The following is a 23,115-nucleotide window of genomic DNA, read 5'->3' as shown; positions in this document are numbered from 1 at the left end:
TCGCGTGAAAACAAACTTTAGCCCTGGCCCCGCCTGCGCGGGGCCGACGAGTTGATAAATTAGGCGCTGGCCTCAGCTGCTTCGCGATCCCTTTGCGCTCGGCTTTTCTTTTCTGCCGCCGTTTTCAACTGACCACAGGCGGCATCAATATCGCGACCACGTGGCGTGCGTACCGGCGCGCTGATACCGCCTTCGAACACGATATCGGAAAAGCGCTTGATGCGCTCGGGTGTCGAGCATTCATAAGGTGCGCCGGGCCAGGGGTTGAACGGGATCAGATTGACCTTGGCGGGGAGCTTATACTGTTTGAGCAGCCGCACCAGTTCATGCGCGTCTTCGTCGCTGTCATTCTTGTCCTTGAGCATGACATATTCAAAGGTGATGCGCCGCGCATTATTGGCGCCGGGATAGGCAGCACAGGCTTCCAGCAGCTCCTCAATGCCATATTTCTTGTTGATCGGAACAATCTCGTCGCGCACCGGCTTGGTGACCGCATGCAGTGAGACCGCCAGATTAACGCCAATCTCTTCGCCGACCTTTGCCATGGTTGGCACGATACCGCTGGTGGAAAGGGTGATCCGCCTTTTCGACAGCGCCAGCCCGTCGCCATGCATCACGATCTGCATTGCATCGCGGACATTGTCGAAATTATACAGCGGCTCGCCCATGCCCATCAGCACGATATTGGTCAGCAACCGGCCGTCAGCAGTGTAACCGCCGCTATCCGCCTCATCATCCAGACCGTCCATCACACCTTTGGGCCATTCGCCCAGCGCATCGCGCGCCAACATCACCTGTCCGACAATCTCGCCGGGTGTCAGATTACGCACCAGCCGCATGGTGCCGGTGGCGCAAAAGGTGCAGTTGAGGGTGCAGCCCACCTGACTGGAAATGCAGAGGGTGCCCCTGTCTGCATCGGGGATAAACACCATCTCGAAATCATGACCGTCATCGGTCTGCAACAGCCATTTGCGCGTGCCGTCTTCGGAAATCTGGTCTTCCACCACATTGGGGCGCGCAATCACAAAACGCTCGGCCAACCAGGGCCGCATCGTCTTGGCGATATCGGTCATGCTTTCAAAATCGCTGGTGCCGCGATGATAGATCCAGTGAAACACCTGCTTGGAACGCAGCTTTGCCTGGCGCGCATCAAGGCCGGCTTCGGCAAACAGATCGCGAATCTGCTCGCGCTTCAGCCCCATCAAGTCAATACGGCCATCGGCGCGCGCGGTGACATTGTCCGGGCGCGGCACGGGCACAGGGTCGATATGGCCGGGAATCTGCATGGGGCGCCATATAGGGAAGTGACGGGCGAAAGGGAAGTGCGCCTATCCCAATTATCAGAGCACATCGTTACGCATATGGTGGTTAGATATTCATCGTTGGTTATGGGAGGCTGTGGTGAAAGTCTGGCCACAAGAGACAAATTACGCCAATATACCTCTGCAAAGCCACAAAGAATCAGGAGAGTTTATCGCATGAAAGCGCTTGCATTTCTGCAGCCGGGACAGAAAACTGGCAGAGCTGCTTTAATGGGCTCATTGTTGGCCGCTTCGTTGCTCTCGCTATTGGCGGCACCGGTTTTTGGACAGAGTCGTCTTGGAGGTCCGCAACCGCGTCAATTGAAGCCTCTTGAGCTAAAAAAGGTCGAAGGAATAATCGAGCGCCAGCACCGCGAAGCTGACCAGGATCGTAATGGCTATCTTACCGTTGAGGAGTTGCGCGGTCAGATCAATGCGCTGGCAGAATCGATCGTTCAACAGCGTTTTGGCCGGATTGACACAGATGGCAATTCCTCGCTCTCCTATGCCGAGTTTTCCGCTTGGCAGCGCAGCCTTGGCTCGCAGGCATTGGATGACCGATCTGCTGGTTCGGTAAATCAAGCGATGGTGCCTAATAGCCTCCCGTTCGAGATTAATGACCGCAAATATGGCCGCCTGTTGCGCAGACTCGTGCCGCCGCTGAATGTGACGATATTGTCGCAAGCCGATGGTGACTATGATGGGCAAGTAAGCGTTGAAGAATTGAAAGATGCGCAGAGCAAGCGTTTCAAGGAACTGGATGCAAATTCCGACGGCTTTCTGGTGCGCAGCGAATTTCCTTCACGCAGTGGCAATCGGCCAGGTGATCGTCCGCCAGGTGCGCCACCTGAAGGCGCAGCGCCGCCTCCGCCTGTGAGCAGTGATGCCCCCAATTAACGCCGGGCACAGGCCAAGGCCGCGGCGTCCATGGCTGTAGCTGCTCCCGGCAAGGTGTAGCGATCCGTTATGCGCCCACCCTTTTTGCTGCGCGCGCGGATGCTCATGCTCCGAGCCGAGCGTATCGCGGCGATAATTGCGGCGTCGTCTTTCTTGGTCTTGGCCCATGCATCGCCATTGCCTCCGGTCAAGGTGAAACGGCGATTGCCGACCATTAGCGATATTTCGCCGCCATCGGCAGCAGGACGACTCAAGCGGAAATGCACCTGTGCGCGGACCTGCCGCTTTGGCCACCAACCGATACTGGCATAGGCATTATAGCGCGGACGGCCATTGATCTGCGCTGGTTTGGCAATGGCATAGCAGCGCGAAATATCGGCATCGCGAAAAGCGCCCCAGCTTTCAAATACACCAAGGCTATCCTTGGCTATAACGGGTGTAGCTATCGCGCTGGCTGTCAGTGTTGCTATGGCGAGGCTCCGACGCATATCAGGCCCGTTCTCCGCCTGTGCCGGTGACCACCACATGCTCTTCGCCATTCTCGATACAGGTCACCGATCCCTGGGGAAGTCCCGGCGCAATCGGTGCGCCATAGACCGGATCGGTTTCCACCCCCAGCAATACACCGCGCAGCACCCGGCTGGAAATGCCGTGCATAATGACCAGCTTGTCGCCCGGTTCGCCGCCATGTTCTGCGGCCCACTCGCTCACCCGCTCGGCAATAGCGGTATAGTGTTCGCCATCAGGGGCAGGGGTTAGCAATCGCGTTTGCATATCGACAATTGGTCCATATTCTTTCGTAACATCGGCATAATAGCGGCCGCCCCAGCTGCCCATGCCGATTTCCGCCAACCGGGTATCGCGGCGTGCTTGATGCCAATCGAGTTCCAGATGCTCCGCAATCACCGCCAATGTCTGCAAGGCGCGTCCGGTCTCCGATGCCCACAGCGTTATGGACGGCTTAGCCCCCAGCACTTCACGCAGCGCTGCGCCCATTCCATCGGCTTGGGCAAAGCCCGCCCGAGTCAGCGGTGTATGAAGATTTTCCCCCTGTAGGCGAGCAGCGGCGTTAAACACGGTTTCACCATGGCGGGCGATAAACAGGCGACCAGCAATTGCTGGAGGGCTGGTTTCTGGGGCGTTGGTCATACCGACGTTGTGGAGAAGGCCATTTCAATGCGCAATGGTCAATTCACCCACCGCCGCAACCGCCTCCGCCGCCACAGCCATCACCACCGCTGCCATCGGCTGAACTATCGTTATCTTTGCCGCCGATACCTCCAGCTGTACCCGCGCCGCAGCCAGAGTCTTTGTTCTTTTTTGACTGCGCATGAAGGCTCGCAAACAGGGCAATAAGCCCGCCTACAATCGCTGTGCCAGCACCAATGAAGACAGCGGGATTGGTACCGCCGTCGCTTTCACCGCTCGCCGCAGCGGTCAGCATGGTGCAAGCGGAAACCAGTGCGGCTGCCCCGGCAATTACGGCTGGGCGCAAGGGCCATTTGGGGACAACCCAGTTTCTGGTCACATCGACACGGCGCAGCAGACCGGAAAACCGCGTCTGTGCATCGGGCCAGATATCGGCTGGTGGCTCTTCGCCAAAGGTCTCGGAATATCTGCTTAGGGTCGCTGCATATTGGTCATGATAGCGTTTGCGCTCGACTTGACCGCCGGCAGTCGGGCCATGGTGCAGCTCTTGTTGCAATATGTCGCCGCACAGCACATCCCAATAATGGCGTGTGTAGCTGAGGTGAAGATGCCAGACTTCGTCCACAGCGACTGAGGGGGTGATATCGGTACCGCTTTTCGCGGCGAGATACAGAAAACGACGATATTCCTTCATTACTCTTGCCGTGAAGGCAGAATTCCAGCCATTGTCCCGCGCCAAGCGTTGCTCGAAGGTGAAGTTGGTGCTTGGCGGCGAAACCTTCATGGCTTCCAGTTTCTTCCATAGTGGGTCATCGCGAACCATATACTTCTCCCAATCATCGCTTGTCAGGCGGATATAGGCTTGGACGTGACATAAGGCAAAAACAACGCTAATGGCGCGTTCCATGGCTTCCAACACTCCCTTGTCCATTCCTGCCCCGCCCAAAGTGGGCATGGTGTCCTTGGGCTGCCCCAAGGCGCTGGTTGATAGCGAGCGTATCCTTACCAAGCTGCGCGCCGATGGATATGATATGTCGCCCGATTATGCCGGTGCCGATGTGGTGCTGGTCAACACCTGCGGTTTCCTCGACAGCGCCAAGGAAGAGAGCCTGGAGGCGATTGGTGAGGCGATGGCGGAAAATGGCCGGGTGATCGTTACCGGCTGTATGGGCAAGGAAGCTGATACCATCCGCGCCCGCTTTCCCGATGTGTTGGCGATCACCGGCGCGGCGCAATATGAAGATGTGGTCGGCGCGGTGCATGAGGCGGCGCCACCGGCGCGCGGTGAATATATCGATCTGATTCCGCAAGCTGATCCTGACGCACAGACCAAGCATGGTGGACTGAAACTCACGCCGCGCCATTATGGCTATCTGAAGATTTCCGAAGGCTGCAACCATCGCTGTTCCTTCTGCATAATTCCGCAACTGCGCGGTGATCTGGTCAGCCGCCGCGTCGATGCGGTGCTGCGTGAGGCGGAGAAGCTGGTCGAGGCGGGCACCAAAGAGCTGTTGGTGATCAGTCAGGATACGTCGGCCTATGGTGTCGATACCCGCCATGAAACGCGGATGTGGAAAGGCCGCGAGACGCGCGCGCATATGACCGATCTGGCGCGCGAACTGGGCCAGTTGCGCACCGCTGAGGGCAGGGCGCCCTGGGTGCGGCTGCACTATGTCTATCCCTATCCGCATGTCGACAAGGTTATCCCACTCATGGCCGATGGCCTGCTGACGCCTTATCTCGACATCCCTTTTCAGCACGCCGCGCCATCGGTGCTGAAACGCATGAAGCGCCCGGCCAATGAGGCCAAGGTGCTGGAGCGGGTAAAAAAATGGCGCGATATTTGCCCTGATCTCACCATCCGCTCGACCTTTGTTGTCGGCTTTCCCGGCGAGACCGAGGAAGACTTCCAATATCTGCTCGATTGGCTCGATGAGGCGCAACTCGATCGCGTTGGCGGTTTCCGCTTCGAGCCGGTCGAGGGGGCAGCGGCCAATGCGCTTGATAATCCGGTGCCTGAAGAGCTGAAGGAAGAACGCTACCAGCGGCTGATGGAAAAAACCGCCGCAATCAGTGCCGCCCGATTACAAGCCAAGGTCGGGCGCACCCTGCCGGTGATTATCGACGAGGTTGGCGAGGCCGATGAAGAGGGTTCTATCGGCGCAACCGGACGCTCACAGGCAGATGCGCCGGGCATTGATGGCGAGGTATTCCTGCGCGATGTTGCTGCGGATCTGGCGGTCGGTGACATTATCGATGTGACGATCGAAGATGCTGACGCGCATGATCTTTATGGAGTGCCGGTATCTTAATAACGCTATTCGCCAGTCATTGGCGTTTTAATCACTCGGTTAAATCATTGCATCCCCGTTCCCGCTGCGGCATAGTCACAGCATTGTAAGTAACACCATGGCGCAGATCATGGGTTGGCTCGGGTTGATGTGGAGAGTGGTGAATGGCCGAACAAATTGTTGATGTGCTGATCGCGGGAGCGGGAATCTCCGGCATTGGTATGGCGGTGCATCTCAAGCAGCAATGTCCTGGCCGCAGTTTTGCGATGATTGAACAGCGTGATGATCTGGGCGGCACATGGAACCTGTTCCAATATCCCGGCATCCGTTCGGACAGCGATATGCACACGCTGGGTTTCGAATTTGAGCCCTGGACCGAGCAAAAGGCAATCGCCGACGGCCCGTCTATTCTGAACTATCTGCACCGCATCACCGACAAGCATGACCTGCGCCAGCATATGCGCTTTGGCCATAAAATCCTCTCGGCCAACTGGTCGAGTGAGGAGGCGTTGTGGACGCTGACGGTCGAGACCAAAGGCGGCACCAGCGAACTCAAAGGCCGCTTCCTCTATATGGGCACCGGCTATTATGATTATGATCAGGGCTATGACCCGGTATTTGAAGGGCGCGAGGATTTTGCCGGGCAGATTGTCCATCCACAATTCTGGCCCAAGGATCTGGACTATAGCGGCAAGAAGGTCGTTGTCATTGGCTCGGGAGCCACAGCGGTCACGCTGGTTCCGAATATGGCCGACACTGCAGGGCATGTAACGATGCTGCAGCGCACGCCGACATGGTATGCGGTGCGTCCGGCAAAGGACGCGATTGCCAATTTCCTGCGCGCGATCATGCCTGATCAATGGGCCTATAATATCATCCGCAAGCGCAATGTTTGGCTGCAAGACTGGTTCTTTAAACGCGCCAAGAACAAGCCCGACAGCGTGGCCAAGACTCTGATGAAGAATGTCAAAAAGGCGCTGGGCAGCGAGCCGGACGAAAAGACATATACCCCGCCCTATAATCCATGGGACCAGCGGCTGTGTCTGGTGCCCGATGGGGATATGTTCACCGCCATCAGCGAAGGCCGGGCGAGCATTGTCACCGACCATATTAAGCGCTTCACCAAGACCGGCATAGAACTGAAATCGGGTGAGCATCTGGATGCGGATGTCATCGTCACTGCAACCGGCCTGAAACTCGCCATGGCGGGCAAGGTGGCATTTTCGGTCGATGGCGAAGCGACGCAGTTTAATGATCGTTTCTACTATAAGGGCTGCATGTTTTCCAATGTGCCGAATATGGCGATCATCTTCGGCTATCTGAATGCGTCCTGGACGCTCAAGGTGGATATCGTCGCCAATTATGTCTGCCGCATATTGAACCGCATGCAGCAGAGCGGCAGCGATATTGTTGTGCCGCAACTCGATGATCCTGCTTCAGTGCCTGAAGAGGAACTGTTTGACGGTTTCTCCTCGGGCTATGTCCAGCGCGCTAACGATATCCTTCCGAAACAGGGCGCGGAAATGCCGTGGCGATTGACGCAGGACTATCTGTTTGAACGCAATGTGCTGCTCAATGAGCCGCTGGATGACGGGGTGCTGACCTTCCGTAATGCTGGTGCTGTGGCGCAGCCCCAAGCCGAGCCGATGGCTGAGGCGGCGGAGTAGAGCTTCCTCCCCGAAACGGGGAGGGGGACCAGCGAAGCTGGTGGAGGGGCACCTTCGGCCTTTTACAAAGCTTCTGCTATTCTCCGTCTTGCAGCCAGTCTGGAAAAAAGGCTCGCGCATCTTCGATAAATTCGGAACATGCCGAGGGTGCTACTCCACCGCCTCCGGCGGTTCCCCTCCCCCAAGGGGGAGGCTTTATTCCCCTAACCGCGAGCAAACAAGTCCGAATTACACTTTTGCGTCAGCGGCAAAACGCACTATCTGTTGCGGATGATTGATTTTTCTCATCTTGTCATGGCCGATAGCGGCCAGAACGCCACCCCGATCACCTGTCTTACAGCGGACCAGCTTGATGACTGGCTGAAGCAACAGCCCGATACCGTGCGCAGTTTCGTCAAGGCCGGATGCTTCGCCGCCAAGCCACACGAATATGTTCTGGTGCCTGAGGGCAAAGGCGACAGCTTGCGCGTGGTTGCCGGTGTGGCTGATGCTGACACATTGACCGTCTGGTCGCTGGCAAAGCTGGCCGAAGCCCTGCCCGAGGGTCATTATCGGCTTGATGGCGATGCGACGCCGGGACAGGCGGTGATCGGTTGGTGCCTCGGCCAACATAAATTTGACCGCTATCTTTCCAATGGCGATGACAAAGGCCCGCGTGTCCTTCTCACCCACAAGCTGCCCAATGCCGAGGCGCGCATGGCCGAGGCGGGCGCTACGGCGCTGGTGCGCGATATGGTGAATACACCGGCCGAGGATATGGGCCCGGCCATGCTGGAGAAGCTGTCCCAAAAGGCGGCTGAAACCTATGATGCCAAGCTGACCGTGACCCGTGGCGATGCGCTGGAGCAGGGCTATCCTATGATCCATGCGGTTGGCCGCGCCTCAAGCCGTGCCCATGCACCGCGTCTGATTGAATTGGAATGGGGCAAGGAAGATCATCCCCGTCTCGCTATCGTCGGCAAGGGCGTATGCTTTGACAGTGGCGGGCTGGATATCAAAAGCGCGGTCGGCATGCGGCTGATGAAAAAGGATATGGGCGGTGCGGCGCACGCATTGGCGCTGGCGCATCTGGTGATGGCGGCGAAATTGCCAGTGCGGCTGCATCTGCTGATCCCGGCGGTGGAAAATGGCATTGCTGCAGGGGCTTTCCGCCCCGGCGATATCCTCACCAGTCGCAAGGGCGACAGTGTCGAGATTGGCAATACCGATGCCGAGGGCCGTCTGGTGCTGGGTGACGCGCTGACCAAGGCAGGTGAAGATGACCCGGAACTGGTGATCGACTTTGCGACACTCACCGGTGCAGCGCGGATTGCGCTCGGCCCCGATCTGCCGGCAATGTTCTGCGATAATGAGGATGTCGCCAGCGGCTTGCATGACGCTGGACGCGATGTTGGAGATCCGATGTGGCGCTTGCCGCTCTGGGATGACTATGCCGATATGCTCAAAACACCTTTGGCCGATATCAACAACACCGGCGGTGCCTTTGCCGGAGCGGTGACCGCGGCACTCTTCCTCAAACGCTTTGCGCCTACAGGCAAGGACTGGGTGCATTTTGACACCTTTGCCTGGCGACCGACTGCGCGCCCTGGTCAGACGCAGGGCGGCGAAGCACTGGGCCTGCGCGCAAGCTGGCGCTATTTGCAGCAGCGTTTCGGAAAGTAACCTTATCCTTCCCGTGAACGGGCAGAAGTTATTACCGCCATGTAACCATTACCGCTCTTTGACCGAACCTTCTGATGAAATGGCCGATTGGGCCTTAACGGTTTGGATAACAGAATGACGATGATAGCGCAGTGGATGCAGGGCCTGGTCAACTATGTACGCGCGGCCGAGCCGGATCTTACAAACCGGCAATTGGCGGTGCTGCTGCTGGTGCATTATACGTCCGGGCCGCACACGGTACGCGGCCTGGCCGAGGCGCTTGCGGTTTCCAAACCGGTAATCACACGGGCTCTGGACAAGCTCGCCAATTTGGGCTTTCTGGCGCGGCAGGCGGACGAGGCGGATGGCCGCAACGTGTTTATCGTCGGCACCAGCAGGGGAGGGGCATTCCTCGCCAAGTTCGAGGATTATTTTGGCAACAATGCAGCAGAACGCAGCGCCTTTGCCCGCGACAACGGGATTATTGTCCACCACTGATGCCGAGCCGGTCACCCGCTTTGGCCTGAACGGGCCATTGCCCGCCTATGACAAACGCATAACCCCAGCGCGGGGCGACCTCGCAGACATAGGGCTGGCGGGCAAGATTTTCGCGTCATCCTATGTTGCAGCGGTGCCGCATCATTGTGTCATGGCCTCTGCAATGCTGCACAAAACCGCATCTCAGACAGCCGAGGCGGTGTCGCAACTGCGGCTTGGCGATGGCTTTGCGGTGTTGGAAATGGCTGGCGGCTGGTGCTGGGGCTATTGTCTGGATGATGGCTATTGCGGCTATGTGGAGTTATCGGCTTTGGCGCGCGGAACTGTTGCCGCAACCCATAGCGTCAGCGCGCGGGCTACGCTGATCTTCAGCGAGCCCGATTTCAAGGCACCGGTGGTGATGCGGCCTGCCATGGGGTCGCAATTGTCGATTGCAGGCGAGGAAGGTGCCTTTAGCAAATGCGAACATGGTTATCTCCCGAGCCATCACCTGGCTGCGATTGGTACAGCTGGTGAAGATATTGCGACTATTGCCGAGACGCTGATTGATGCCCCCTATCTCTGGGGAGGGCGCGGCGGCGATGGGCTGGACTGTTCCGGGTTGGTGCAGCTTGTGTTGATGCTGAAGGGCGTAACATCGCCGCGTGACAGTGACCAGCAGGAAGCGGCCTTGGGCAAAGCGCTGGAGGAAGATGCGCCATTGCAGCGCAATGATCTGGTCTTCTTCCCGCACCATGTTGGCATCATGCTCGATGGCGAGCATATCATCCATGCCAACAGCACTGCCATGTGCGTGTCGGTGGACAGGCTGGAGGATGTCGTGGCAAGGCCTTATACGGGTGGAGACAACCGCCCGATTACCGCAAGAAAGCGACTGACATGGGCGTAACTATATTTATCGATGGCGGGGCAGGGACAACCGGGCTGGAGATCCGGCAGCGGCTTGAGCAGCGCAATGATGTCACTTTGCTGGCGCTGGATGATGCGGACCGCCGCGATGCCGCCAAGCGCAAAGAGGCGTTGCATGCCGCAGATATCGCCATTCTCTGCCTGCCTGATGATGCAGCGCGCGAGGCGGTGGCGATGGTTGCCGATGGGACAACTCGCATTATCGATGCGTCCACTGCACACCGTGTCCATAACGACTGGGCCTATGGCTTTTCCGAACTGTCTGCGGCCCAGGCGGAGGCGATTGCGAGCGCACGTTTTGTCAGTAACCCGGGTTGCTACCCGACAGGCTTTCTCGCGCTTGTCGCTCCCTTGGTCAGCGCTGGGCTTGTACCGGCTGACTATCCGTTCACGGTAAACGCCGTATCCGGCTATTCGGGGGGCGGTAAGGCGCTTATAGCCCGGATCGAGGATGATGAGCCCGATATTGCTTATCGCGGCTATGGCCTCGACCTCAGCCACAAGCATCTGCCGGAAATGAAAGTCCATGCGGGACTGGCACAAGACCCGATATTCGCGCCCGCCGTTATCCCTGCCTATCGCGGTATGGTGGTTGAGGTGCCGCTGCATATCGGTGGCGCTTTGGGCGTCGCTGAACCGGAAGCACTGCATGAACAACTGGTGGCGCACTATGCCGAGACGCCGCTGGTCAGCGTTGCGCCTCTGGGTGAGAGCGAGACGCCGGGCGAGCTGCTGCTGCGTTCGGGTGTGCCGGGATATGATGGCCTCAAGCTGCATGTCTTTGCGCGGGCGGATGGCACACAGGTGCGGCTGATGGCGGTGCTGGATAATCTCGGCAAAGGGGCTGGCGGCGCGGCGGTGCAGAACCTCAATATCATGGCCGGGATTGACCCGTTATCAGGTTTAAGGGTCTGAATATATTATCTAAGTCTCTAGAGCACAATTTTATGTAGCGACCGCTACATTCTGATGCTAATGGTCACTTCCAAGGAGACCATTATGACTCATGCCCAGCTCTATGCCGCGCCGCGCTTGTCTGCCAAGCAGATCAGTATCAGCATCATCATGGGGGTGATTTTGTGGTTCGCCGCTGCGCTTTTGTTGCGGTTTCTCGGCCAGGCGGACCTGCTTGAACAGGGCAATATGGCGCTGCTCTATGCGCTGGTCATTCCGGGCACGGTGCCGTTTGTTTATCTGATCCGCATGGTCGCTTCGATACAGTCCGGCCAACTTGGGCCTGCGCTTGCGATAGCAACTGCCGCCGCTGCGCTGTGCGACGGCATGGCACTGACATGGCTGCCGCAGCTTTATGGCGAGACAGTCGAGATTGTCGCCATATCGGGAGCCAGCATCCTATGGGGCGCAGGGGTGGCGATAGCGCTCGGGTTTTTGCTGGATCGTCGGGCGAATTAGCCCCTCCGCCTTTAGGGGAGGGGCAGCGAGACTTAGCGCCGTAGCTTTAGCGAAGGCGGTTAGTCGCAGCGGGGTGGGGGATATCCACTTGCGCGGTGCCTGTGGAACGCCCCCACCCCAACCCCTCCCCTGAAGGGGAGGGGCTTATTTATTGCTCACGCAAAGACGCAAAGGCGCAAAGAGTCGGCAGTCCAAAACGACCGCTTGAAAATCTTTGCGTGCTTCGCGTGAAACGAAACTTTACCCCAGCGCATCCTTGCCGATCTGCTCCAATCCCAGCGCCTTGAGCATTACCTGGCCCTCGATCATCACCAGCATCCGGCTCGCTTCCTTGTGTCGCTCCGCCTCATCGGCCCCGATCAAACGGCCTTTGCCCCATTTAAGAAAACGCTGACCCAGCCTTTTGCCGACATTCTGCGCATTGCTGTCGCCATTGGCGCCCTCACTGGCGAGCGCAATCCAGATGCGCATAAAGGGCCATGCCAGATCGCTGGAGAGCAGCGGCATCAGCGCGGTCAACAGCGCATCGGGCGACATCGGTTCGCTATCGGCAATCGCATCGAGCATCGCCACCATACGATCGGCAACCCGCTCCAATATCGCGGCCATTAGCTCATGCTTATCGGCGAAATAATAGAGCAGCATCCGGTCGCTGGTGCCCGCGGCTTTAGCCAATGGCCGCAGGCTGGCGGCGGTCAGCCCGTTTTCCAGCACAAAGTCCGCCATGGCATCGACCATGGCATCGACCTTTGCGCTGCGCTTTTCGGTTTGTTTGGGAGCCTCTTGCTGTGCCATTGCCAATGCCTAGCAGAGACCAGCCCCGCCGGACAGCCTCAGAAAAAGGCCTGTATGCCCGTCTGTGCCCGGCCGAGGATCAGCGCGTGGACATCATGCGCGCCTTCATAGGTGTTCACCGTTTCCAGATTCACCATATGGCGCATCACTTGATATTCCTCGGAAATGCCGTTGCCGCCATGCATGTCGCGGGCCTGGCGCGCAATATCGAGGGCCTTGCCGCAATTATTGCGTTTGACGATGGAAATCATTTCCGGCGCGAACCGGCCTTCATCCATTAACCGCCCGACGCGCAGCGAGGCTTGCAGGCCGAGCGCAATCTCGGTCTGCATATCGGCGAGCTTTTTCTGGTAAAGCTGTGTCGCCGCCAGTGGTCGGTCGAATTGCTTGCGGTCCAGGCCATATTGCCGCGCCGCATGCCAGCAAAATTCCGCCGCGCCCATGCTGCCCCAGCTAATGCCATAGCGCGCCCGGTTGAGGCAGCTAAACGGCCCTTTAAGGCCCTGCACATCGGGCAGCAGCTGCTCTTCGCCAACCTCGATCTCATCCATCTGGATCATGCCGGTGGTCGAGGCGCGTAAGGACAGCTTGCCCTTGATCTTCGGCGCTTCGAGGCCCTTCATGCCTTTTTCCAGAATGAAGCCACGAATAGCGCCACCATGCGCTTCGGACTTGGCCCAGACGACAAACACATCGGCAAAAGGCGCGTTGGAGATCCATGTTTTGGCACCGGAAATGACATAGCCGCCGTCCGTCTTTTTCGCGGTGGTTTTCATGCCCGCCGGATCGGAGCCGGCGTCAGGTTCGGTGAGACCAAAACAGCCGATCAGCGTGCCCGCAGTCAGGCCGGGCAGATATTTGCGCTTCTGCTCTTCGCTGCCAAAGCTGTTGATCGGGTGGATCACCAGCGAGCTCTGCACCGACATCATCGAGCGATAGCCGCTATCCACGCGCTCCACCTCGCGCGCGATCAGGCCATAGGAGACATAATTGGCGCCCGCGCCGCCATAGTCTTCGGACAGGGTAACGCCGAGCAGTCCGGCCTCGCCCATCATCGGGAACAGCTCGGGCGCGTCGACTTCCTCACGATAGGCGTCAATCACGCGCGGTTGCAGCGTGCTTTGTGCAAAGCCATGCGCGCTGTCGCGGATCAGCCGTTCCTCTTCGGTCAGCTGGTCATCAAGAAGAAAGGGATCGTCCCAGGTGAAGGATATAAATTGTTCGCGTGCCATGGCGGCTCAATAGGCCTGTTGCGGCGCATACTCAATATCTGTCTGATCTTAGGCACGATAGGCGAGGCCAACAATGGTGCTGAGAATAGCGAAGCTGCCAAAGTGGATCATAAACGGTGCCAGCAGTCTTATGATCCTGCCATAGCCGGGTTGCGGCTGACCCGGTTCAAGACGGCGCATCTCATCGCCGATGGCCGTGGTCTGGCGCACAAGGAACAGGATGATCAGGCACCAGCTGCCGACTACGCCGGTATAGAAAAGCGTATCATTGCGCAGGTAAAGGCTGGCCACCAATGCGGCCTGAAACAGGATAGATAGGGCAAATAATTTCGCCAGCGGCTGCGTCAGCGTCCAGCGGCTGAAGCGGGTCAGTCTGTCGGCAAGGTTCATGAGCTACATCTTTAGGGCATAACTGTTCGTTTTTAAACGTCATTGCGAGGAGCGAAGCGACGCGGCAATCCAGAGCAGTACGAGACGCTCTGGATTGCTTCGCTACGCTCGCAATGACGCGCTGGAATCTCATGACATTCGCTCGAAGCGAACGGGAGGTTTGCGCTCGGCCTCTTTGCTACCACCTTGCCAGTGGCGGTGCAGATGCTAAGCATATTCCAAAACCAGCCCCTAAACCCGCGAGGAGCCGCGCCATGCCGCTTCATGTTCACCAATTCCCCTGTCTCAGCGACAATTACGGCTTTTTGCTGCACGATGATGTCAGCGGCGAGACCGCCGTTATCGATACGCCCGATGCCGAGGAAATTCTGAAACAGGCCGAGATAAAGGGCTGGGCGATCAGCCATATCTGGAACACCCATTGGCACCCCGATCATGCCGGCGGCAATCAGGCGGTTAAGGACGCAACCGGCTGCACCATCATCGCACCCAGAGGCGATGGCGAACGCATCCCGGTCTATGATCATCAGGTTGATCCGGGCGATACGGTCAAGCTGGGCGATCATGTGGCGCATGTCATGGATGTTTCGGGGCATACGCTCGGCCATATCGCCTATCATCTGCCCGATAACGAGATTGCCTTTGTCGGCGACAGCATTTTCGCGCTGGGCTGTGGCCGGATGTTTGAAGGTACACCGGAAATGATGTGGTCGACTATGTTGCGCTTGCGCGATTTGCCGGACAACACCACGCTTTATTGCGCGCATGAGTATAGCCAGGCCAATGCCCGTTTTGCGACGCATATCGATCCGGATAATGCGGCGCTTGCCGAATATTCCGCGCGCATTGATGCGTTGCGTGCCGAAGACAAGCCCACGGTGCCGACAACGCTGGCACGCGAGCTGGATACCAATCCATTTTTGCGCGCCGATGTTGCGGCGATGCAGGCGCATATGGGGCATGAAGGCGATGCCGTCGCCACCTTCGCCGCGATCCGCAGCGCCAAGGATAATTTCTGAAGTCTATGGCTGGCGACAATGAAGATGGCCTGAGGCTGCGCCAGTTTACCGCTAGCCGCAAATGGGATTTTGTCAGCGAGGAGGACCGCTATCTCTCGCGCCGCGAGGAACCGCGCTATAATTTCGCACTGATCGGCTGCGGCACCATGGGGCTGGAGCATCTGCGGGTGACGGCGCTGGAAGGGCAAGCGCGGGTGATCGGCGTTTATGATCCGCATAAGCCCAGCGTTGCGGCAGCACAGCGGCTGCATGATAGTCTGGGCAGCGATCAGCCGCTAACCCTCTATGACAGCCCGGAAGCGGCTGCCAATGACCCGGCGGTCGATCTGGTGATTATCGCCACCCCCAATCATTCGCATTGGCAAGTGGTGGAGCCTCTGCTCGCCAGCGGCAAGCCGATGCTGGTGGAAAAGCCCATGGCAACCACGCTGGAAGATGCCTTTGCGATGCTGCAGGCGGCGGAGGCGCATCCGGCGCTGTTCCAGCTTGGCCTGCAATATCGCTACAAAGCGCTCTATGCCGAGGCACTGGATCGGCTGGCAGACACGGCCACTATCGGCACTCTCAAAACGCTGCGCATAGCCGAATACCGCCCGCCCTTTCTCGATAAGGTGGGGCAGTGGAACAAGTTCAACAGCGGCTCGGGCGGCACGCTGGTCGAGAAATGCTGCCACTATTTTGACCTGATGCACCGCATCACCGGCGCGCCACCGGAGCGCGTCCTTGCCAGTGGATCACAGGCCGTCAATTTCCGCGATCTAGCGCGCGATGGCGAGCAGGCGGATATGCTCGACAATGCCGATGTGCTGATCGATTATGCGGGTGGTCTGCGTGGCAGCTTCACGCTCAATATGCTGACACCCGACTTCCGCGAGGAGCTTGTGGTCACCGGGGATAAGGGCCAGCTGCGCGGGCAAGAGCATGCCGACCCCAATGGGGATGATCAGTTCAGAAACACTCTCGATATTGTGCAGGGCGATGCCGGACGCCGGGTGCATATCGAGCCGAGCTATCCGCGCTGGATCGAACAAAGTGGTCATGGCGGTGCAAGCTGGCATCTGCATCACCGGCTGATCAATGCGCTGGATGGCAAGCCAACCGATCTCGCCACAGCGCGCGAGGGCTTCTGGGCGTTTCTCGTCGGCGCTGCGGCGCAGAATAGCATTGCCAACGGCGCGCCGGTGGAGATTGCGGATATGCTGGAGAAGGCGGGTATTGATGCTGCCGATGTGGCGTTTGGTCAGCAAACACCATGATAGCAAAAACTAACCGTCATACCCGCGAAGGCGGGTATCCAGAGCCTCAAGCGCCGCACTTTGACGCTCTGGACCCCCGCGTTGACCTTCGGTCGCCTTCGGCTCGCGGGGGTGACATCGGAAGGGTTTGGGATTGACCGCCGATAATCTCTGGACCCTGTTCGGCGCGGCGGCGATTATGGCGCTGGTGGCGTGGCTATCCTGGCTCAAGACGCGCGGCACCGCCGAGGATCGCGACGGCTATTTCCTCGCCGGGCGTGGCCTGACGGGCCTTTTCATCGCCGGGTCGATGCTGCTCACCAATCTCTCGGCGGAGCAGCTTATCGGCCTTAACGGCTCGGCCTATGCCTTCAACATGTCGGCCATGGCGTGGGAAGTGACCGCAGGGTTCGCCATCATTGTCATGGCACTGGTCTTTCTGCCGCGTTATCTCGCCGGTGGCTACACCACTCTGCCCGAGTTTCTCAGCAGCCGGTTTGATGAAGGCGTGCGACGCTATACCGTGGTGCTGTTCCTGCTCGGCTATGGTCTGGTGACGATACCCTCGGTGCTCTATTCGGGCGCGCTCGCAGTGCTGGGCATGTTTGATGTTCAAGGCGTGACCGGGCTGGGACCGACGGCCAGTCTGGTTGCGGTGATATTGGTCATTGGCTGTGTCGGCGGCGCCTATGCGGTTTTCGGTGGCCTGAAAGCGGTGGCGGTCTCGGATACCATCAATGGCATTGGCCTGCTGATCATCGGCTTTCTGGTGCCGATCTTCGGCCTTGTCGCGCTGGGCGAGGGGAGCTTCACCCAGGGCGCGACAACGGTTTTTACGACCGAAACTCACAAGCTCAACGCCATTGGCAGCAATGATGACCCGACGCCGTTTCTGACTTTGTTTACCGGCATGATCTTCGCGACGCTGTTCTATTGGGGCACCAACCAATATGTCATCCAGCGTACCCTCGGCGCCAAGTCACTGGCGGAGGGGCAAAAGGGCGTGTTGCTCACCGGCTTTCTCAAGCTGTTGGTGCCAGGGATGATGCTGTTGCCGGGGATCATCGCATTCCATCTCTATGGCCCGGATATTGGCGGGCTGGATAAGGCCTATCCGCGACTGGTTGCCGATGTTCTGCCCGGCTGGATGTCCGGCTTCTTTCTCGCTGTGTTGCTGGGTGCAGTGTTCAGCTCGTTCAATTCATTGCTCAACAGTGCCGCGACGCTATTTGCGCTGGACATCTACGGTCCCATGCGTGGCGGCGAAGTTGATGACGCGACGCTGGTGAAGACCGCCAAGATCGCCAGCCTGTTTATCGCGGTAGCCAGTTTTATAGCTGCCCCCTTCCTGCAAAATGCCGCCGAAGGGCTTTGGCAGATCATACGCATTTTCAGCGGCTTCTATAACATCCCGGTGATCGCGATTGTGCTGGCCGGACTGTTTATGCGCGGCGTGCCGCCTTGGGCGGCGAAAGCGGTCATCCTGTTCCATGTCGCCGCCTATGGCGCGCTGCGCTTCATTCCCGCGCTCGATACCGGTCTCAATTTCGTGCATCTCTATGCGATCCTGTTCTTTATCGAGATCGGCTTTATGGCGGCGCTGTCAAAGGGTTTTGGCGGAGTGGATATCGCGCATGAGAATATCCGCCACCCGGTCGAGCTCACCCCATGGCGCTATGCCGGGCCGGTATCGATCATATTGGTGGCGGCGATTGTCGCGATTTATCTGCTGTTCTCGCCTATCGGTCTGGTCGACGGGCTGAGCGATATGTTCTGGCCATCGCTGACGGCTGTGATAGGGATCAGCGCCATCGCAATCGCCTTTGAGCGCCGCCGCTGGACTCGCAAATATAAGGATGCACTGGCCTGATGGAGAATTTTCCCGCCGTTATCACTGCCGACGATGTTGCTGCGACGGACCATAGCCCGCAAGAATTGTGGCAAGCCATAGGCGAAGGTGTCGAGGAGCAGCTGGCGCGATCCGGTGCAGTGCTGTTGCGCGGTTTTGACCTTGCCGATGCGCAGGATTTCGATGCGCTGATCGAAGCGACGCGCTGGCCCAGCTTCACCTATGCAGAGTCGCTGTCCAACGCGGTGCGGGTCAATGTCACCGAGCGAGTGTTTACTGCCAATGAAGCGCCGCCTGATGTCGCGATCCATCTGCATCACGAAATGGCGCAGACGCCGATCTATCCATCGCGGCTGCTGTTTTTCTGTGAGTTCGCACCGGGTGAGGGTGGGGCGACGCCGATATGCCGCTCTGATCTGCTACATGCGAAGATCGCGGCCGAGCTTCCCGAATTCGCCGAAAAATGTCAGCGGCTTGGCTTGCGCTATACCAATATCATGCCGGGTTCCGACGACGCGGCGAGCGGGCAGGGGCGTAGCTGGGCCAGTACGCTCAGCGTTACAACCCGCGCCGAGGCGGAGGCCAAGCTCAAGGTGCTGGGTTATGAATGGGGCTGGGGCGATGATCGCGAAGGTGAGGAACCTTCGCTGCGTGTCACCACTTCGGCCATGCCTGCGGTGCGGGTGCTGGAAGATGGCACGATCAGCTTTTTCAATCAGTTGATCGCTGCCTGGATCGGCTGGGCCGATACGCCGGAGGGCGAGCCCGACAAAGTGACCTTTGGCGATGGCAGCGCGATTGATGCGGACGATATGGCGCATGTGATTGCGCTTTCCGAAGAGGTGACTGCCGATTGCGCCTGGCAACAGGGTGACGTCGCCATTCTCGACAATTATCGCGTGATGCATGGGCGGCGGCCATTTAGAGGCAAAAGGCGGGTGCTTGCATCGCTGATTGGGGCTGCCTGATCGGTTGTGCCAAAGTGATACGCTTGAACCGAAAAAGAATAATGCCTCTGGCAGAATCGGTAAACAAATCCTTAATGTCACGGCATGTCACATGCCAATGCCGCTCCTGTCGAAGCACCGATTGAAGATATCCAGCAAGGCCATGCCTTTCGCGCCGAGCTGCCGCTGTCCGCATTGGAAGTCGATCAAGAATCCCAAGCGACTGGTTGGCAGGGAAGAGCTGATGATATCCGCACTTTCTTCCTGAGTTTCGCGGCGTTCTTTTTGGGGATTTCGGCCTTTATCTGGTGAGATTTCTTGCCGACGACAAAGCACCTCCACTCGTCATCCCCGCGCAGGCGGGGATCAGGCTTTCCTTTTTGACTCACGCGGAGGTGCGGAGACGCGGAGGACTTGATGATCTATGCAATCCTCTCCGCGCCTTCGCGTCTCCGCGTGAACAAGTCTAGTTCTCGCCCAGTCCAGGCAAAGCCTATTTGATGTATATAAGGCCTGCTACCTGACCCGTATCTAGGGCGTGAGATGATCCACCTTGTCATGGTCATGGAACTCATCGTCCGTATCCAACGGTTCCATTGCCGCCTTGTGCAGCAGCCAGCCCAACCACGCTGCAATCAGACACATCGCGGCGACGACGAGGAACTGGTCGAGGGTTGAGACGCCCAATAGGCTGAGGCCCGCTGCCATAGCAGCACCTGCGACCATACAGCCGGAATTGACGACATTGTTGGCGGCAATGGTACGCGCGGTGCGGCTGATATCGACGGTGGTGGTGAGGAAAGCATAAAGCGGCACCACAAACATGCCGCCGGTAATCGCGACACCCGCCAATATTGCCAGCAATTGCCACGAACCATCCTGTTCCAAAAAGGTCCAGAATGTGAAGAGGTCATCACCTTCCAGGCCATTCCAGTTGCGGCCCGCAACATAAAGCAGAATGACAAATCCCCCCATCATGATCACACTGATCGGCGCATAGCGCGCGGAGACTTCACTCTTCAGCAGCCAGTTGATCAGCACTGAGCCGACCGCAATGCCTACAGAGAATACGCCCAGGAACAGGCTGGCGACTTCGGGGGCGGCGGTGAGCACGTTTTTCACCAATGGCGGAAACTGGATCACCAACACTGCGCCGATGGTCCAGAAAAAGCTGATCGCGATAATCGCCAGATAGAGGCGGCGAATATGCATGGTATCGCTGATCAACTGCCAGCTGGAGCGAAAGATATTGAAATCAATCTTCTCGCGCTCTTTCTGTGGCGGCGCATCGGGGACAAAGCGGCTGGAGACCCAGCCAATCCCGGCCACCGCCAGTACCATGAAGGCGGCAAATTCGACGCCATTGCCTTCTCGGTCGATGATGATGCCGCCAAGGATAGTCCCGGCTAGAATGGCAATATAGGTCCCTGCCTCGACCAACCCTGTTCCGGCCAGCACCTCATCCTTGTCGAGATGTTGCGGCAGGATCGCATATTTGATCGGCCCGAAAAATGTCGATTGCAGGCCAAGCAAAAACAGCGCGACATACATCACGCTAACGATCTCGAAATAGAGACCAATGGCCCCGGTAATCGCTAAGCCGATTTCCGCCGTTTTGACATGGCGGATGATCATCGCTTTGTCGTAATTGTCTGCCAATTGCCCCGCCAAAGCCGAGAACAGAAAGAACGGCAATATGAACACCAAAGAGGCCACGGCGTTGAACAGAAATTCCTGTTCCGGGTCGTTAAGAACGGCATAGGTCACCAATATGACCATCGAGAATTTGAACAGATTGTCGTTAAAAGCACCCAGCAGCTGGGTGATAAAAAGCGGGGAAAACCTTCTTTTGCCAAGAAGGGGAAATGCAGATGACATGCGGTGCTATAAGCCTGTTGTTAATCCCTGTAGGTTCATCCCTAGACAATCCCGGCCATAACGCCAACCGCTGATTCTCTGCTGCTCTGATACACGTCTCAACCTGGGGCAAAAGGCGGGGCAAAGAGTCGGTTCCCCTTTGCCCAAACTCTGGTTATGAGCATCCTCGATGCTGACCTTGCCCAATATCCTGACATTGTCGCGGATCGTCACCGTGCCGTTTCTCGTCGCGCTGCTCTGGTGGCCGGGGTGGCAGTTGGGCTATCTGCTCGGCTTCGGACTCTACTGCCTGATGGGGATTACCGATTATTTTGACGGCTATCTCGCCCGAGCGCAGGGCGCGGTGTCCAAGCTCGGCGCGTTTCTCGACCCGATTGCCGACAAGATCATGGTCGCGGCGGTGATCCTGATCCTAACCGCACAGGGTTTCCTGCGCGGGCCTTATGTCGGCGACCTGCATGTGGTTGCGGGGCTGGTGATCCTGATCCGTGAGATCACCGTGTCGGGCTTGCGTGAATTTCTCGGTGGCATTCAGGTGTCGGTGCCGGTGACAAAGCTGGCAAAGTGGAAAACCACATTCCAACTGATTGCTTTGGGCGCGTTGATCCTGGGCGGTGCGGTGCATGGCCAGCCATGCCAAGCCCTTGGTCCAACATGCGCGACTTTTGCCGAAAGCTGGGTGCATGTGGTCGGTCTTGCCAGCCTGTGGATCGCGGCTGTTCTGACGATGATCACCGGCTGGGATTATCTGCGCGTTGGCTTGAAGCATATGGATTGATCAAAATCCGCCTTTTTCGCGGACAGGTGGCGTGTCCGCCGAAGCCTTGGCGAAGGCGGAAGGGGCACAGGCGGTGTGTTGCGATGGTTGCTGGCGCCGATTTGATTGCAGGCTCTGACCAAGCAAAGTGTTTCACGCGAAGCTCGCGAAGGTTTTTAAGAGCGCGAAGAAGATTGTGCCAAACCACAAAAAAGTGCGATAAGATTACAGAATGTCACACTGTATGTTTAAGCAGAATACTTCTCAACAGTCTTACTGCCAACCTTCAAAAGGGTACGCCACTAACTCGTTTTTACTTGTACCTTGGTTGTTTCGTTCAGCCTGCATTTTCGCCCACTCAAATACGTCACGTTTGCCAAAATACTGACCCGTTTGCGGATCGTGGCACAGTCCGTTTAGTTCCTCAGTCAATATGGCTGCTGAGAGGAACGACAAGGTCGCTTCGAACGCATTGTATGGCTTGAATGAAATACTCACTTGCAATCTGAAGTTCTGCCAAAGATCAAAGTCAAAACCTTCTGCTGCAATTTTCCTTTTCTTACCTTCGTCGTCTTCTAATTCACAGTCAAAATAGCTTTCGAAACTGAAATCACTCAGGAACATCTCAAAGCCTGAGATATAACTTTTACGTGAAGAGAATAGCCGACGTCGGGGAGTAGTTACTTTGATGGGCCAAAAACCAGCACGACCAACCTCAAATTTAACACTTGGGTGGAACTCATATTCCATGCGGTCGCATGCATTCAGGCGTTTAGTCCATCGGTGTGATGGGTCTGTGCTCAGTTCGGGAGCAGTAATATGCAGATCATAACTCATGGGAACATCTTGAAACATAGGCGCAGCACAAGCAACCGTCGGTGGTCCCATTCGAGCACAGAAGTCCCGAGCCCATTAGCGATCACTTATTGGAATTGAGATACAGTTATTGCAGGTGTCACTGTAATCTAAGGTCTTTGTAACAATGGCCGTTCCAAATGCTGTCCTACAGTGTGTTGCGATGTTATGATTTGTTTGGTTCTTTCTCAATCTTATGCGGCTCATTACCCCATGGCTGGCTGCCAGTCATTGTTGGGAACCTCCAACACAAGCACCGTTTTCCGCGCCTCGCGAGGGTAACCTTTGTAACCTTCGTCAAGCGCGGTTGACAGTTTCCAACACCTGCGCGCCTTCGACAAGCTCAGGGCCAGGTCTCAACTGAAGGAAGAGTGGGTAGGTTTGCGCCAAGC

At 57.6% G+C, this 23,115-nt stretch carries 23 protein-coding genes; 14 read left to right on the top strand and 9 right to left on the bottom strand.

What is annotated here, in order from left to right:
* Positions 1 to 59: 59 nt before the first annotated feature.
* Positions 60 to 1,286 (bottom strand): dual-specificity RNA methyltransferase RlmN, encoded by a 1,227-nt coding sequence (gene rlmN / locus RB602_RS11665; RefSeq protein ID WP_317080757.1) that lies wholly within the window; start codon positions 1,284 to 1,286, stop codon positions 60 to 62.
* Between the two features lie 192 nt (positions 1,287 to 1,478).
* Here rlmN and RB602_RS11660 point away from each other — a divergent pair, with 192 nt between their 5' ends.
* Positions 1,479 to 2,198 (top strand): EF-hand domain-containing protein, encoded by a 720-nt coding sequence (locus RB602_RS11660; protein ID WP_317080756.1) that lies wholly within the window; start codon positions 1,479 to 1,481, stop codon positions 2,196 to 2,198.
* Here the strand turns inward: RB602_RS11660 and RB602_RS11655 are convergent.
* From RB602_RS11655 to RB602_RS11645, 3 genes are read right to left on the bottom strand one after another with little or no spacing between them, the layout of a single operon-like run.
* Positions 2,195 to 2,686: a hypothetical protein gene (locus RB602_RS11655; RefSeq protein WP_317080754.1), complete on the bottom strand. Its 492-nt coding sequence runs from the start codon at positions 2,684 to 2,686 to the stop codon at positions 2,195 to 2,197. The genes RB602_RS11660 and RB602_RS11655 overlap by 4 nt on opposite strands.
* Position 2,687: 1 nt before the next feature.
* On the bottom strand, positions 2,688 to 3,347 hold the full coding sequence (locus RB602_RS11650; protein ID WP_317080753.1) for a histidine phosphatase family protein: 660 nt from the start codon (positions 3,345 to 3,347) through the stop codon (positions 2,688 to 2,690).
* 43 nt (positions 3,348 to 3,390) lie between these two features.
* A complete protein-coding gene (locus RB602_RS11645) occupies positions 3,391 to 4,254 on the bottom strand; it encodes a glycine-rich domain-containing protein (protein WP_317080752.1) in 864 nt (287 codons plus the stop codon).
* Between RB602_RS11645 and rimO the strand changes: the two genes are divergently transcribed.
* From rimO to RB602_RS11610, 7 genes are all read left to right on the top strand, one after another.
* Positions 4,253 to 5,659, top strand: coding sequence for a 30S ribosomal protein S12 methylthiotransferase RimO (gene rimO / locus RB602_RS11640; protein ID WP_317080750.1), 1,407 nt, complete (start codon positions 4,253 to 4,255; stop codon positions 5,657 to 5,659). The two genes, RB602_RS11645 and rimO, sit on opposite strands and share 2 nt — an antisense overlap.
* A 143-nt stretch (positions 5,660 to 5,802) precedes the next feature.
* On the top strand, positions 5,803 to 7,305 hold the full coding sequence (locus RB602_RS11635) for a flavin-containing monooxygenase (RefSeq protein WP_317080749.1): 1,503 nt from the start codon (positions 5,803 to 5,805) through the stop codon (positions 7,303 to 7,305).
* Positions 7,306 to 7,575: 270 nt separating this feature from the next.
* The gene (locus RB602_RS11630) at positions 7,576 to 8,967 is read left to right on the top strand and encodes a leucyl aminopeptidase family protein (RefSeq protein WP_317080748.1); all 1,392 of its coding nucleotides are present in this window, start codon (positions 7,576 to 7,578) and stop codon (positions 8,965 to 8,967) included.
* Between the two features lie 114 nt (positions 8,968 to 9,081).
* The gene (locus RB602_RS11625) at positions 9,082 to 9,444 is read left to right on the top strand and encodes a MarR family transcriptional regulator (protein ID WP_317080747.1); all 363 of its coding nucleotides are present in this window, start codon (positions 9,082 to 9,084) and stop codon (positions 9,442 to 9,444) included.
* Positions 9,389 to 10,333 (top strand): C40 family peptidase, encoded by a 945-nt coding sequence (locus RB602_RS11620; protein ID WP_317080746.1) that lies wholly within the window; start codon positions 9,389 to 9,391, stop codon positions 10,331 to 10,333. Before RB602_RS11625 ends, RB602_RS11620 begins: the two co-directional genes overlap by 56 nt.
* On the top strand, positions 10,324 to 11,268 hold the full coding sequence (gene argC / locus RB602_RS11615; protein ID WP_317080745.1) for an N-acetyl-gamma-glutamyl-phosphate reductase: 945 nt from the start codon (positions 10,324 to 10,326) through the stop codon (positions 11,266 to 11,268). Before RB602_RS11620 ends, argC begins: the two co-directional genes overlap by 10 nt.
* Before the next feature lie 84 nt (positions 11,269 to 11,352).
* Positions 11,353 to 11,766, top strand: a complete 414-nt coding sequence (locus tag RB602_RS11610) for a hypothetical protein (RefSeq protein ID WP_317080744.1) — start codon at positions 11,353 to 11,355, stop codon at positions 11,764 to 11,766.
* Positions 11,767 to 12,006: 240 nt separating this feature from the next.
* On the opposite strand, the gene RB602_RS11605 is transcribed toward RB602_RS11610, so the two are convergent.
* From RB602_RS11605 to RB602_RS11595, 3 genes are read right to left on the bottom strand one after another with little or no spacing between them, the layout of a single operon-like run.
* Entirely contained in the window at positions 12,007 to 12,561 is a 555-nt protein-coding gene (locus RB602_RS11605) for a TetR/AcrR family transcriptional regulator (RefSeq protein WP_317080743.1), read from the bottom strand.
* 38 nt (positions 12,562 to 12,599) lie between these two features.
* Complete coding sequence (locus RB602_RS11600; protein ID WP_317080742.1) at positions 12,600 to 13,793, bottom strand: acyl-CoA dehydrogenase; 1,194 nt, start codon at positions 13,791 to 13,793, stop codon at positions 12,600 to 12,602.
* Positions 13,794 to 13,841: 48 nt separating this feature from the next.
* Entirely contained in the window at positions 13,842 to 14,183 is a 342-nt protein-coding gene (locus tag RB602_RS11595) for a hypothetical protein (protein ID WP_317080741.1), read from the bottom strand.
* 254 nt (positions 14,184 to 14,437) lie between these two features.
* On the opposite strand from RB602_RS11595, the gene gloB reads away from it, so the two are divergent.
* The 5 genes from gloB to RB602_RS11570 all read left to right on the top strand — a co-directional run bounded on the left by gloB (position 14,438) and on the right by RB602_RS11570 (position 19,545).
* Positions 14,438 to 15,202 (top strand): hydroxyacylglutathione hydrolase, encoded by a 765-nt coding sequence (gene gloB, locus RB602_RS11590; protein ID WP_317080740.1) that lies wholly within the window; start codon positions 14,438 to 14,440, stop codon positions 15,200 to 15,202.
* A gap of 5 nt (positions 15,203 to 15,207) precedes the next feature.
* Positions 15,208 to 16,458, top strand: coding sequence for a Gfo/Idh/MocA family protein (locus tag RB602_RS11585; protein WP_317080739.1), 1,251 nt, complete (start codon positions 15,208 to 15,210; stop codon positions 16,456 to 16,458).
* 133 nt (positions 16,459 to 16,591) lie between these two features.
* The gene (locus tag RB602_RS11580) at positions 16,592 to 18,307 is read left to right on the top strand and encodes a solute:sodium symporter family transporter (protein WP_317080738.1); all 1,716 of its coding nucleotides are present in this window, start codon (positions 16,592 to 16,594) and stop codon (positions 18,305 to 18,307) included.
* On the top strand, positions 18,307 to 19,254 hold the full coding sequence (locus RB602_RS11575; protein ID WP_317080737.1) for a TauD/TfdA family dioxygenase: 948 nt from the start codon (positions 18,307 to 18,309) through the stop codon (positions 19,252 to 19,254). Before RB602_RS11580 ends, RB602_RS11575 begins: the two co-directional genes overlap by 1 nt.
* Positions 19,255 to 19,338: 84 nt before the next feature.
* Positions 19,339 to 19,545, top strand: a complete 207-nt coding sequence (locus RB602_RS11570) for a hypothetical protein (RefSeq protein WP_317080736.1) — start codon at positions 19,339 to 19,341, stop codon at positions 19,543 to 19,545.
* 219 nt (positions 19,546 to 19,764) lie between these two features.
* On the opposite strand, the gene RB602_RS11565 is transcribed toward RB602_RS11570, so the two are convergent.
* On the bottom strand, positions 19,765 to 21,111 hold the full coding sequence (locus tag RB602_RS11565; RefSeq protein ID WP_317080735.1) for an MFS transporter: 1,347 nt from the start codon (positions 21,109 to 21,111) through the stop codon (positions 19,765 to 19,767).
* A gap of 169 nt (positions 21,112 to 21,280) precedes the next feature.
* Between RB602_RS11565 and pgsA the strand changes: the two genes are divergently transcribed.
* The gene (gene pgsA, locus RB602_RS11560; RefSeq protein ID WP_317080734.1) at positions 21,281 to 21,889 is read left to right on the top strand and encodes a CDP-diacylglycerol--glycerol-3-phosphate 3-phosphatidyltransferase; all 609 of its coding nucleotides are present in this window, start codon (positions 21,281 to 21,283) and stop codon (positions 21,887 to 21,889) included.
* A gap of 252 nt (positions 21,890 to 22,141) precedes the next feature.
* On the opposite strand, the gene RB602_RS11555 is transcribed toward pgsA, so the two are convergent.
* Complete coding sequence (locus tag RB602_RS11555; protein WP_317080733.1) at positions 22,142 to 22,705, bottom strand: hypothetical protein; 564 nt, start codon at positions 22,703 to 22,705, stop codon at positions 22,142 to 22,144.
* Between the last annotated feature and the right edge of the window lie 410 nt (positions 22,706 to 23,115).

Source organism: Parasphingorhabdus sp. SCSIO 66989, assembly GCF_032852305.1.
GTDB classification, from domain to species: domain Bacteria; phylum Pseudomonadota; class Alphaproteobacteria; order Sphingomonadales; family Sphingomonadaceae; genus Alterisphingorhabdus; species Alterisphingorhabdus coralli.
This window is presented reverse-complemented; position numbering and strand designations above follow the sequence as displayed.